This window comes from Antiquaquibacter metalliresistens (assembly GCF_029211225.1).
GTDB classification, from domain to species: Bacteria; Actinomycetota; Actinomycetes; order Actinomycetales; family Microbacteriaceae; genus Rhodoglobus; species Rhodoglobus metalliresistens.
In genome coordinates this window covers 159,032-171,008 of record NZ_JARGEM010000004.1, presented here as the reverse complement: position 1 = coordinate 171,008, position 11,977 = coordinate 159,032, and the positions used below count along the sequence as shown (strand labels likewise).

Annotated in this window: 10 protein-coding genes; 2 read left to right on the top strand and 8 right to left on the bottom strand. The window is 70.7% G+C overall.

Annotated elements, in window-relative coordinates:
• Window positions 1-44: 44 nt before the first annotated feature.
• The 3 genes from PYV02_RS08855 to PYV02_RS08845 are packed head-to-tail and all read right to left on the bottom strand — an operon-like array spanning window position 45 to window position 3,005.
• Window positions 45-1,493 carry a catalase gene (locus tag PYV02_RS08855; RefSeq protein ID WP_275758254.1) on the bottom strand — a complete coding sequence of 483 codons (1,449 nt, stop codon included), beginning with the start codon at window positions 1,491-1,493 and terminating at the stop codon, window positions 45-47.
• A 9-nt stretch (window positions 1,494-1,502) separates the two neighbouring features.
• Window positions 1,503-1,952, bottom strand: coding sequence for a Fur family transcriptional regulator (locus PYV02_RS08850; protein WP_275758708.1), 450 nt, complete (start codon window positions 1,950-1,952; stop codon window positions 1,503-1,505).
• A 57-nt stretch (window positions 1,953-2,009) separates the two neighbouring features.
• The gene (locus tag PYV02_RS08845; protein WP_275758252.1) at window positions 2,010-3,005 is read right to left on the bottom strand and encodes a stage II sporulation protein M; all 996 of its coding nucleotides are present in this window, start codon (window positions 3,003-3,005) and stop codon (window positions 2,010-2,012) included.
• A gap of 16 nt (window positions 3,006-3,021) precedes the next feature.
• Here PYV02_RS08845 and PYV02_RS08840 point away from each other — a divergent pair, with 16 nt between their 5' ends.
• Entirely contained in the window at window positions 3,022-3,879 is an 858-nt protein-coding gene (locus PYV02_RS08840; RefSeq protein ID WP_275758250.1) for an RDD family protein, read from the top strand.
• A 101-nt stretch (window positions 3,880-3,980) separates the two neighbouring features.
• Here the strand turns inward: PYV02_RS08840 and ahcY are convergent, their stop codons facing one another.
• Genes ahcY through PYV02_RS08825 form a run of 3 tightly spaced genes read right to left on the bottom strand, consistent with a single transcriptional unit; the run spans window position 3,981 to window position 7,102 of the window.
• Window positions 3,981-5,447 (bottom strand): adenosylhomocysteinase, encoded by a 1,467-nt coding sequence (ahcY, locus tag PYV02_RS08835; RefSeq protein ID WP_275758248.1) that lies wholly within the window; start codon window positions 5,445-5,447, stop codon window positions 3,981-3,983.
• Between the two features lie 28 nt (window positions 5,448-5,475).
• Entirely contained in the window at window positions 5,476-6,900 is a 1,425-nt protein-coding gene (locus tag PYV02_RS08830; RefSeq protein ID WP_275758246.1) for a phosphomannomutase/phosphoglucomutase, read from the bottom strand.
• Window positions 6,887-7,102 (bottom strand): DUF3499 family protein, encoded by a 216-nt coding sequence (locus tag PYV02_RS08825; protein WP_275758244.1) that lies wholly within the window; start codon window positions 7,100-7,102, stop codon window positions 6,887-6,889. Before PYV02_RS08825 ends, PYV02_RS08830 begins: the two co-directional genes overlap by 14 nt.
• Window positions 7,103-7,163: 61 nt before the next feature.
• Between PYV02_RS08825 and PYV02_RS08820 the strand changes: the two genes are divergently transcribed.
• Window positions 7,164-7,607 (top strand): metallopeptidase family protein, encoded by a 444-nt coding sequence (locus PYV02_RS08820; RefSeq protein WP_275758242.1) that lies wholly within the window; start codon window positions 7,164-7,166, stop codon window positions 7,605-7,607.
• A gap of 29 nt (window positions 7,608-7,636) precedes the next feature.
• Here the strand turns inward: PYV02_RS08820 and PYV02_RS08815 are convergent, their stop codons facing one another.
• Complete coding sequence (locus PYV02_RS08815; protein WP_275758241.1) at window positions 7,637-9,151, bottom strand: DUF5719 family protein; 1,515 nt, start codon at window positions 9,149-9,151, stop codon at window positions 7,637-7,639.
• Window positions 9,148-11,946 (bottom strand): glycosyltransferase family 2 protein, encoded by a 2,799-nt coding sequence (locus PYV02_RS08810; protein WP_275758239.1) that lies wholly within the window; start codon window positions 11,944-11,946, stop codon window positions 9,148-9,150. Before PYV02_RS08810 ends, PYV02_RS08815 begins: the two co-directional genes overlap by 4 nt.
• Window positions 11,947-11,977: the final 31 nt, after the last annotated feature.

Genomic DNA, 11,977 nt, shown 5'->3' with positions numbered 1-11,977 from the left:
GAACGGCCGGCCCGAAGGACCGGCCGTTCCTCACGTGCTGCAGATCAGGCGCCGACGCGCGCCGCGATCTTCGCGCCCAGGCCAGCATCCACGTTCGTCCAGTACTGGATGAAGCGGGCCTTGATGTCCGCGACCGTCAAGGCCGAGTACTGGCCCACGAGCGTCTCGAGCAGGCGCGCCTTCGACTCGTCGTCGAAGACCTCGCGATAGAGCGTGCCGGCCTGGCCGAAGTCGTCATCCTCGGCGTGCAGGGTCTGCGCCGCACGGATGAGCGTGCCGTCGGTCTCCCAGCCGCCCTCGCCAGCGCGCGCCGGGTCGGCCTCAGGCCCACCGTAGGAGTTGGGCGTGTAGGTGCGCGCCGTGGCATCGCTGAACTGGTAGCGCATGCTGCCCTCGTGCTGGTAGTTGCGCACCTCGGCCGCATGCGGCTGGTTCACGGGCAGCTGGTTGTAGTTCGTGCCGATGCGGTTGCGCTGGGCGTCCGGGTAGGCGAACACGCGGGCCATGAGCATCTTGTCGGGGCTGATGTCGACGCCGGGAACGAGGTTGGAGGGCGAGAAGGCGGCCTGCTCGATCTCGGCGAAGAAGTTCCGCGGGTTGCGGTTGAGGGTGTAGTGGCCGACCTTGATGAGCGGGTAGTCCGCGTGCGGCCACACCTTCGTGATGTCGAAGGGGTTGAACCGGTAGGTCTTCGCCTCCTCGTAGGGCATGATCTGCACAAAGACGTCCCAGGTCGGGAAGTCCCCGCGTTCGATCGCGTCGTGCAGGTCGCGGCGGTAGTAGTCCGCGTCGGAACCGGCGAGCTTCTCCGCCTCGGCCGGGTCCAGTCGCTCGACGCCCAGGCGGGACTTGAAGTGGTACTGCACCCAGAAGCGCTCACCGTCGGCGTTGATCCACTGGTAGGTGTGCGAGCTGTAGCCGTTGAGGTGCCGCCACGACTTGGAGAGGCCGCGGTCACCCATGAGGTAGGTCACCTGGTGGGCGGACTCGGGCGAGAGGGTCCAGAAGTCCCACTGCATGTCGGCATCGCGCAGGCCCGAGCCCGCGAGGCGCTTCTGCGAGTGGATGAAGTCGGGGAACTTCATGCCGTCGCGGATGAAGAACACGGGGGTGTTGTTGCCGACGATGTCGTAGTTGCCCTCGGTCGTGTAGAAGCGCAGCGCGTAGCCGCGCACATCCCGCCAGGTGTCGGGCGAGCCCTGCTCGCCGGCCACGGACGAGAAACGCAGGAGCATCTCGGACTTCGTGCCGGGCTGGAAGACCGCGGCACGCGTGTACTTCGAGACGTCCTCGGTGACCTCGAACTCGCCGAACGCCCCGCCGCCCTTGGCGTGCGGGTTGCGCTCCGGCACGCGCTCGCGGTTGAACGAGGCGAGCTTCTCGACGAGCACGCGGTCGTGCAGCGCGGTGATACCGTCAGGCCCGGTCGTGAGCGAGTGCGCGTCGCTGCCGATGGGCGCCCCGCTCTGGGTGGTGGTGAAGTTGTCGGACATGGCGTTCTCCTAGCGTGCGGTTGTGAGTGGTTCGGATGAGTGGATGGGTCGGTCGGTGGCGCAGTCCTCGCACAGCCCCCAGAAGGTCACTTCCGCGGAGGCGATCGTGAACCCGGCCATGTCGGCGGGATGCAGGCAGGGGGCCTCGCCGACCGCGCAGTCGACGTCGGCGATCGCCGAGCACGAGGTGCAGACGATGTGGTGGTGGTTGTCGTGGGCGCGGCGCTCGTAGCGTGCGGCGGAACCGGCCGGTTCGATGCGGCGGATGACCCCGGCGTCCACGAGGTCGCCGAGGATGTTGTGCACCGATTGCACCGAGGTGCGGTGGCCGAGTTCGTTGAGCGCGGCATGGAGCGTGGCCGCGTCGGCGTGCGGGTGCGACTCCAGCATCCGCAGGACGCGTGTGCGACCGTCGGTGACGCGCAGGCCCGCCTCGCGCAGCTCCTGCTCGATCACCATGGACACGACCCGAGTCTAGCCCTATCGTGAATCACTCAAAAAAGGACGAAGGTCCCGTCAGCCCGCGACGAGCTGCCGCGCCCCCGCCTCGAACTCGTCGAGGTCGCCGGTCTCGCCGGCTCGCGCGGCGCGGCGACCGACGACCCACTGGTAGACCAGGAACGCGGCGAGCGCGAGCGTGCCGATGCCGATCTTGATCGGCCACGGCCAGTCCTGACGGGTGACGAAGCCCTCGATGATGCCGGAGACGAGCAGCGCGAGGATGAGACCTACGACGATCGTGAAGAACGCGCGGCCCTCGTGCGCGAGCGACTGGGCCCGGGTGCGCGGGCCGGGAGCGATCCAGGCCCAGAAGATCCGCATCCCGGTCGCACCCGCGACGAAGATCGAGTACAGCTCGAGCTGTCCGTGCGGGGCGATGTAGAGGAAGAACACGTCGAGCCGATCGAACTCGGCCATGATCGCGGCGGTGAGTCCGAGCTGCTGCGCGTTCGTGAAGAGCAGGTAGGGGGCGTAGACGCCGACGATGCCGAAGGCGATGCACTGGGCGGCGAGCCACGCGTTGTTGGTCCAGACGAACCCCGTGAACGAGGTGCCGGAGTTCTCGGAGTAGTAGTTCACGAAGTCCTCCTTCGCGTACCGCTCGAGCTCCGCGGTCGAGCCCATCGAGGCCAGCACGGCGGGGTTGGCCGCGGCCCAGAAGCCGTAGAGCACGGCGATGATCGCCGTCGCGAGCGCGACCGCGAGGCTCAACCAGCGGATGCGAAACAGGGCGGCGGGCAGTTGCGCGACGAAGAACCGCGGCAGTTGACTCAGCACGTTCGCGGATGCACCGGTGAACCGTAGCCGCGCGCGGCTCAGCCACAGCGACAGGCGGTCGCCCTGCACCGAGGCGCCCGCGGTGGTGCGGATCGCCGAGAGCTGACTCGCGCCGGACTGGTACCCCTCGATGAGCTCATCCGCCTCCGCCCCGCTGAAGCGGCGCTGCGACCCGAGTTCGGCAAGGCGGTCCCACTCCGCGCGGTGGGCGGCGGTGTAGGCGTCAAGGTCCATCTGGTTCAATGATGGCATGGCCACTGCCGCGGCATCCGGAGCGATTGCCCACGATGAGCGCCTCGACGAGCTCGTCACCGGCGAGGCGGTCGCCCTCGACCTTCGACCCGCGAGCTTCGTGCTGCGTGCGGCGGGGGCGATCATCGACTGGCTCGTGTACTTCGGCACGTATCTCGTGCTGGCGATCGTGTTCCTGAACCTCGCCGGGCAGCTCGGTCTCGACGAGGCGATCACCCGCGCGATCACGATCACCGGTCTCGTGCTCGCGATCGTCGTGATCCCGACCGCGGTCGAGACCCTCACGCAGGGCAAATCGCTCGGCAAGCTCGCCATCGGTGCGCGGGTGGTGCGCGACGATGGTGGGTCGATCGGGTTCCGGCACGCCTTCATCCGCGCGCTCACGGGTGTGTTCGAGATCTACTTCACCTTCGGCGGCATGGCCTCGATCATCGCCCTGCTCAACGGGCGCGCGAAGCGGCTCGGCGACCTCGTCGCCGGAACCTACAGCCAGCACGAGCGGGTCGCGCGCCTCGTGCCCCCGGCCTTCGGCATGCCGCTCGAGCTCGTGGAGTGGTCGAGGACCGCGGATGTCGCGAAGCTCCCCGATGCGCTCGCGCGACGCGTGGCGCAGTTCCTTGCCCAGGCCAGCGCCATGACGCCGGACTCGCGCGCGCGCCTCGCGCGGGAGCTCGCGAACGAGGTCGCCGTGCGCGTCTCGCCACTGCCCGCGTCGGGCGCCGAGCCGTTCCTCGCCGCGGTCGCGGTGCTGCGCCGCGAGCGGGAGTTCGCCGCCCTTGAGCTCGAGAAGGCCGGGCTGGACCGCCTCGCCCCCGTGCTGGGTGGGATGCCGCGTGGGTTCCCGGACCGCGGCTAGCCCCCCCGGCCCCCCACATCCGCCGTAGCGGGAGCTGTGACGCCGGGGAGGGCCGCACGACTCCGTCCCCCAGGTCGTAGCTCCAGCCGCGACCGGTGGGACTAGTAGCGGTAGTGGTCGACCTTGTACGGCCCCTCCACCGGCACGCCGATGTAGGCGGCCTGCTCCGGGCTGAGGGTCGTCAGGCGCACACCGAGCGCGTCGAGGTGCAGGCGGGCGACCTTCTCGTCGAGGAGCTTGGGCAGCACGTACACGGTCTTCTCGTAGCGGCCATCCGCATTGTTCGCCCACAGTTCGATCTGCGCGAGCACCTGGTTCGAGAACGAGTTGCTCATCACGAACGAGGGATGCCCGGTCGCGTTGCCGAGGTTCATGAGCCGCCCCTCGCTGAGCACGAGCACACTCTTGCCCGAGGGCAGACGCCATTCGTGCACCTGCGGCTTGATCTCCACCTTCACCGCACCCGGCAGCGCCTCGAGACCGGCGATGTCGATCTCGTTGTCGAAGTGCCCGACGTTCGCGACGATCGCGAGGTGCTTCATGCCCAGCAGGTGCTCGACGGTGATGACGTTCTCGTTGCCGGTGCCGGTCACCCAGATGTCCACGTCGCCGAGCACACTCTCGATCGTCGTGACCTGGTAACCGTCCATCGCCGCCTGCAGCGCGTTGATGGGGTCGATCTCGGACACGATCACGCGCGCGCCCTGGCCCCGAAGCGCCTCGGCGGCGCCCTTGCCTACGTCTCCGTAGCCGGCGACGAAGGCGACCTTGCCGCCGATGAGCACGTCGGTGGCGCGGTTGATGCCGTCGGGCAGCGAGTGCCGGATGCCGTACTTGTTGTCGAACTTCGACTTCGTCACCGAGTCGTTGACATTGATCGCGGGGAACAGCAGCTCACCGTTCTTCGCGAACTCGTAGAGGCGGTGCACACCGGTGGTGGTCTCCTCGGTGACACCCTTGATCTCGGCGGCGACGCGAGTCCAGCGGTCCGGTGAGGCGGCCAGCGAGCGGCGGAGCACGTCGAGGATGACGCCGTACTCGTGGCTCGCGTCGGCGGGCGTCGGGGGCACGGCCTTGGCGAGCTCGAACTCGCGGCCTTTGTGCACGAGCAGCGTGGCATCCCCGCCGTCGTCAAGGATCATGTTGGGGCCGTCGAAGCCCTCCGCAGACCAGTCGAAGATCTGCTCGGTGCACCACCAGTACTCCTCCAGCGTCTCGCCCTTCCAGGCGAACACGGGGACGCCGGCGGGGGCGTCGGGGGTTCCGGTCGGACCGACCGCGATCGCGGCGGCGGCGTCATCCTGCGTCGAGAAGATGTTGCAGCTGGCCCAGCGCACCTGGGCGCCGAGCGCGACGAGGGTCTCGATGAGCACGGCGGTTTGCGTGGTCATGTGCAGCGAGCCGGCGATTCGGGCGCCCTTCAGGGGCTGGCTCGCACCGAATTCTTCGCGAAGCGCCATGAGCCCCGGCATCTCGTGCTCGGCCAGTCGGATCTGGTGTCGACCCGACGCTGCGAGTGAGAGGTCGGCGACCTTGAAGGGCAGGGCGGTGCTCGTGGCTGAAGTCATGCCACTATTCTCGCAGCCTCTGGCGACGTTAAGCGCGGATGAGCGCGAGAGCCTCGTCGCGGATCCGCGCCATCTCCGCCTGCGTCCCCGCCTCCACGTTCAGCCGCAGCAGCGGCTCGGTGTTCGACGGACGCACGTTGAACCACCAGAACGGCTGGCCGGGGGCCACGCGGCCGGTGACGGTGAGTCCGTCGAGCTCGTCGAAATCGGCGATCGGGGCGAACGCCTCCACGATGCGGGTGTACGCCGCGGGCACGTCGGTGACGGTCGAGTTGATCTCGCCGCTGAGCGCGTAGGGCATGTACTCGGCCGCGAGCGCGGACAGCGCGCCGGGCTGCGCGCCGAACTCCGCGAGCAGGTGCATCGCGGCCAGCATGCCGTTGTCGGCGCCCCAGAAGTCGCGGAAGTAGTAGTGCGCGGAGTGCTCGCCACCGAAGATCGCGCCGGTCTCGGCCATCCGATCCTTGATGAGCGAGTGGCCCACGTTGGTGCGCACGGGGATGGCACCCGCCTTCTCGATCGTCTCGGGAACGATGCGCGAGGTGATCAGGTTGTGGATGACCACGATGTCGCCCTCCGGCTGCGTCGCCCGCACCCGCTGGATCTCGCGGAGCGCGACGATGGCCGCGACCGCGCTCGGGCCGACCGGAGCGCCGAGCTCGTCGATGACGAAGCACCGGTCGGCATCGCCGTCGAACGCGAGGCCGAGATCGGCACCGTGCTCCACGACCGCCTTCTGCAGGTCGACGAGGTTCGCCGGCTCGAGCGGGTTGGCCTCGTGGTTGGGGAAGGTGCCGTCGAGTTCGAAGTACATCGGGATGATCTCGATCGGCAGCGAGGGCAGGCCCGCCGCCGTGCCGAGCACCGCGGGCACGGTCATGCCGCCCATGCCGTTGCCCGCATCGACGACGACGCGGATCGGACGGATGCCAGTCAGGTCGACGAGCTCCCGCAGGTAGGCGGCGTACTCGGCGAGCACGTCGAGCTCGCGCGGCGTGCCCGGCGTCTCGACCTCCGGGATGCCCGTGCTCAGGTACGCCTGCGCCCGATCCCGAATGGCCTTGAGCCCGGTCTCGAAGCTGATGCCCTGGGCGCCCGCTCGGCTGAACTTGATGCCGTTGTAGGTGGCGGGATTGTGACTGGCGGTGAACATGGCGGCCGGCGCGTCGTACCGACCGGATGCGTAGTACGTCTCGTCCGTCGAGCACAGCCCGATCGAGACGACGTTCGCCCCGCGGGCGGTGGCCCCACCGGTGAAGGCGTCGGCGAAGCGGGGCGAGGAGTCGCGCATGTCATGGCCGACGATGAGGTCCCGACCCGCAGCGCCGACCTCGTCGGCGAACGCCGCGCCCAGTGCGCGCACGACCTCATCGGTCAGCTGCGAACCGACCAGTCCGCGGACGTCGTATGCCTTGATGAACGGTGCGAGGTCGATGGGGCTAGCTGAACTCATGCCCTAAAACTACATGCCGCACGATCTGCCAACCCTGCGGTGCCGACAACGACTGGGAGTGGCGATCGCAGAGGTCGTAGGAGTGCGGTTCGGCGACGAGGCTGAGCGGGCCGAGCACCGCCATCGAGTCCGCGTAGACGTAGGTGAGCGTCGCGCTCGCCTCCTGGCTGCAGGCGACCTTGCTGCACACTCGACCGGTCACGATGGCGAGCCTACGACCCGATCGCGGCGCCACCGCGCAGCCTCGCCGTTAGGATCGTGAGGTGGCGCGTAGCGGGAGACGATCGGCGTCGGCATCGGTGCGGCCGGGCTGGCGGGACCGTCACGGGCGCGGCATCCGCTCGTCCGTCGCGGGGCCGCATCTGCCGGTGCTGCGCAGCCGCGAGGACTTCTTCGAGATGACGGTGGCATCCACAGCGGAGTATCTCAAGGAGCTCTGGCCCGAGGAGCTCGCGGACGTGAGGTTCGAGATCGCGGGGCTGCCTGCCGAGCCGGTCGACGCGCGCATCGTGGAGCGGTGGCGAGTGCTCGCCGCACAGCGGCGGGTCATCCTGTACCGGTTGACCATCGAGCGACTGGCCAGACTGCACCGCCATGACGACCTGCACCGCAGGATGCTGGTGGAGAGCTGCGTCTTCCGTGCCGTCGCCGAGCTGCTCGGCAAGGACCCCTGGGATCTCGCCCCGGAGCGGTTCCGTCACCTCTGAACGCTGCCGTCGTCAGCCGGTCGGCCGGCTCAGGGGTAGATCACGATCGGCCCAGAGGAGACACCGGGCGGTGGCACCGTGTAGTGGGCGATCATGCCTGCGTCCACGAAGCTCACGGCCGCGTACAGGCGCTCGAAGCCGGTGAGCAGGATGCTCCGACCACCCTCGACCGGCACCGTCGCGGAGCCGCCGCCCGGCACTTCCACGGGCACGTCGCCCACCAGCACCGTGACGAGCTCCGCCGCAGGGTTGTGCAGGTGCAGCAGCGGGCCAGGTCCGTCGGCGACCGTCACCTGCGCACTCCCGGTCAGCACGGGAGCTGCGGTCGCCCAGGCGAAGTCGGTGCTCTCACCAGCGGCGGCCGTCACCCGCACCGCAGCCACGACCGGCACCGCGGTCTCCACCCGCACGGTGTAGCTGCCCGATGCGAGCTCGTCGAGCGGCACCTCCGCGACCCGGCCCGCTTCGAGCGAGAACTGGAACGAGTTGCCCGTCTCGGTGCCGCCTTCCGGGATGACCCGCACCGTCGCCTCGGTGCCCTCCTCGCCCGGGGCGAACAGTCGCAGCACCGTGCGCACATCCTCGAACGCGGCACCGCCGCCGAGCAGCGGCTGCACCGCCGCGGGGTCGGCGATGACCACGCCGGGGATCACGTTCTCGGTCGAGGGCGCCGTCGGTCCGACGATGTCGACGCCGCCGGGCAGCAGCCCGCGCACGAGCGACTGCTGGAGATCGGCGACCACGAGCCCGCCGCGGCTCGCGACCCGGACCACCGGCGAGAGCACATCCGGTCGGAAACCGGCAAGCGAGAGCACCCGCTGGCCGCGTGGCGCGACGACGATGCCGCTGGTGCCGGGCGCGCTGATCTGGCCGGACTCCCCGTACAGCGTGAGATCGACCGTCGCGGGCACCTCGGTGGGATTGCTGAGCGTCAGCAGCGTCGTGCGGCCCACCGTCGTGGACCCGCCCACCAACCATGCCTCGCCGCTCGCGACCTGGCACGAGGCGGCGGCCAGGCCGACGTACTCGCCCTCGGCGACGAGTTGCGCCTGCGCTCCGCTCAGGAGCGGCGGTTCCGCATCGCCCGAGGCCGACGGCGGGGTGCTGATGAGGGTCGGGGCCTCGCGGGTGCCGCCGGTCGCGGCATCCGACTGGCTGAAGGCGCTCGAATCCACCGTGCCGGTGCTCGCGTCGGAGGAGATCGTCGGTGCGCCGAGGGCGGACGACGTCGTCGCACCCTCGCCAGCCTCGTCGGCCAGCCGCAGCACGGCACCGGGGCAGACGAGCTGCTGGGCGGTCGGCACCGGTTCGATCAGCTGACTCGGCGGCGTGGAACGCACGGTCGGGAACGGGATGAGGGCGGCGCCCCCGATCGTGAGCGCCGCCACGCCGAGTCCGACGAGTCCGGCAACCACGCGCGCCCCCGCGATCGCGGCGCCCCGCGCGGTCACCTGCCGCTTGACGCGCGCTTCGGGCAGGTCCTGCTCGGGGAACAGCTCGTCCGCGTCGACGCTCTCGCCCCGAGGCTCCAGAGGATCGCTCATCGGCTCTCCCCCGCCGTCTCCTCGGTGCCGGATTCCGCGTCGGCCTTGGCCGAGCGCACGCGTCGCCGACGCGTCGTCGGGATCGCGAGCAGCAGTGTGAAGCCGAACACGATCCCCTGCGCCACGAGCACCCCCACCCCGAGCGTGGTCGAGGCCGGTCCCGGCCCGGAGGGCGCGTCGCCCTCGGCGAGCGCCGAGTAGTACCACAGCGTGCCGGATGCCGTGGCACCGATCGGCGTCAGGTTGCGATTGCCGTCGAGCGCCTCGGCGATGCGCTGCTGGTCGGCGCCGTCACCGTTCGTCAACAGCACGAAGGCGATCTGGAGGTCATCGAGCTCGCCGGTGATCTCGAACCCGGAGCGCGACGCGAGATTGCCGGCGAGCACGGCCAATCGGGCCTCGGCATCATCGAGGCGCGTGTCCGTGGCGGCGAGCGTCGATTGCTCGTCGAGGGTGGTGCCCTGACCGCGGTGCAGCGCCACGGCCGCGCCGCCCTCGGGCTGCGCGGTCAGCTGCAGGGTGCCCAGACCGGGCCGTGCCGCCGCCTCGGCGGCCGCGAACGCCGGCAGCAGACGTCCGTTGCTGGGTGCCGTCGCGGTCGCTCCGGACGCCGCGGCGGTGATCCCGGGCACGGCGAGCAGCACGAGCCCCAGCGTCGCCACGAGCGCGGGCACGGTGGCCGCCCGCCGCAACGCGTCGAGGGAGGCGGCGGCGGCGCCGAGTAGTCCCAGCCAGTACAGGCTGAGGCCGGCTCCGGGCCAGATCGGCGTGGTCGCCGCTCCGACGATCGTGACTTCGATGTGCGAGGCGGTGACGGCGGTCACGAAGCCCAGGAGTGCCACGACGAGGGCGGGGATGCCGCGCGCCGCCCCCGGAAGGAACGCCCCGAGCACGGCGAGCACCGCGAACGGCGCGAGCAGCACCACCACGACGATCGGCGCGGCGACGGTGTCCAGTCCGAGCGAGGACAGCAGGCCATCCCATCCGGCGAGCCCGCCGCCGACCGCGAGGTGCAGGGCCGACGGCGCGGTCGTCACGACGGGAAGTCCCGGGTCGGCGAACAGGGCGAGCCAGTTGCCGCGTGCCAGTTGCTCGATGACGAGCGGGGCGAAGAGCGCGGCGGCGGGCAGCGGGATGCCGAGCACCCGAAGCGCGCCCCGCGGGTTCACAACGGCCCAGGCCACGATCCCGACGACGAGCGCCGGCACGATCGACGGCGCGGAGGCCGCGACGGCGGCGAAGAGCAGGGCGGCGACCGCGGACATCGACCAGCTGCGGGCGGCGTTCACCACGGCGAGCACGAGCGTGGGCAGCAGCACGTGCGCGATCACCGCGCCGAGGTGACCGGTGTCGAGCGATGCGAGGAAGGGCGGTGCGAGCGCCCACCCGAGGGCGGCGATCGCCGGACCCCACGCGCCGCGGGCGAACCTCGCCGCGCACCACCAGGCGGCGAGTGCCGCCAGGGGCATCGCCACCAGGTAGAGCAGCACGACGGAGAACGACGGCGCCCAGAACGCGAGGGTGCCGAGCACCGCGAGCAGCGCGGCGAAGGGGTCCGCCGCGCCGAAGAATCCGGCCCCGATGTCATGCCAGCCGACGCCGACGTGACTCCACAACTCACCGACGGTTGCGCTCAACGGCAGCAGCCCGCCGCCGGCGATGGCATCCGCGCCGACGAACCTTCCGAAGGACACCACGCCGACGATCGCCATGACGAGCACCACCCAGGCACCGCCGCCGAGGAAGAATCCGACCCGCTCCCGCGGCCGGGCGGCGGGAGCCAGGGCCGCACGCTCGGCCGCGCGACGCTCGCGCACCTCGGCCCATCGCATCCGGAGCGGATCGACGGCCGCCCAGCTGAACTGCCGATTGCGACGCAGGGTTCGACGTGCGGGTGCGACGCCTGTGTCGAAGGCCGCCGCGAGTCCGGCAGCGAGCTCGCCACCCACCCAGCCGGGGCGCTTCGCGACGAGGTGACCGAGGGAGCGCAGCACCGCGAGCGGCACGAGCGTGAGCCAGTGCAGCGGCACGGCCGCGGGCTTGGCCCAGACCAGGCGCCGGTGCAGCTGCGCCGCCCGCCGGATGCGGTTCTGTGCGCCGGCGGAGACCGAGCGCCGTCCGAACAGCTCGGGCGGACCGGCGCTGGCGACCCGCGCGCCGGCGACACCCACGACGCGATGGCCGGCGAGACGGGCGCGGACGCAGAAGTCGAGTGCGGCATCCACGCTCGGCAGAGCCGGATCGAATCCGCCGAGCGCCGTCCAGACCCGGCGGCGCACGAGCATGCCGCCCGCGGCGACCGCGAGGATGTCGCTGCGGGAGTCGTGCTGGGCCTGATCGAGTTCTCCGGAGACGAGTTCGACGGATCGACCGAGGGTGGTGACCGTCTCACCGAAACTCGCGATGACCGCGGCGTCGTCCCAGCGCATGAGCTTGGGACCTGCGACCGCGACGGACGGCGCGATCTCGACCGCTCCCAGCATGGTCGCGAGCGCGTCCGGCGCGGGCGCGTTGTCATGACCGAGCAACCAGAGCCAGTCGTCGGGCGACTCGGGCGCCGGCTCCGATTGGAGGGCCGCGGAGACCGCGGCGCCGAACGTGCGCCGCCCAGGAGTCGACACGAGTCGCGCGGGGAAGGCCTCGGAGAGCAGACGGGCCGTGGCATCCGACGAACCGGCATCGACCGGGATCACCCGATCGGGTCGCCGAGTCTGCGCCGCGAGTGCGGCGAGGGTTCTCGGCAGGTACTTCGCCCCGTTTCGGGCGACCAGCACCGCGGTGACGGTCGGCTGCATGTCACGTTCGAGACTATGCGGGCCGCACCCG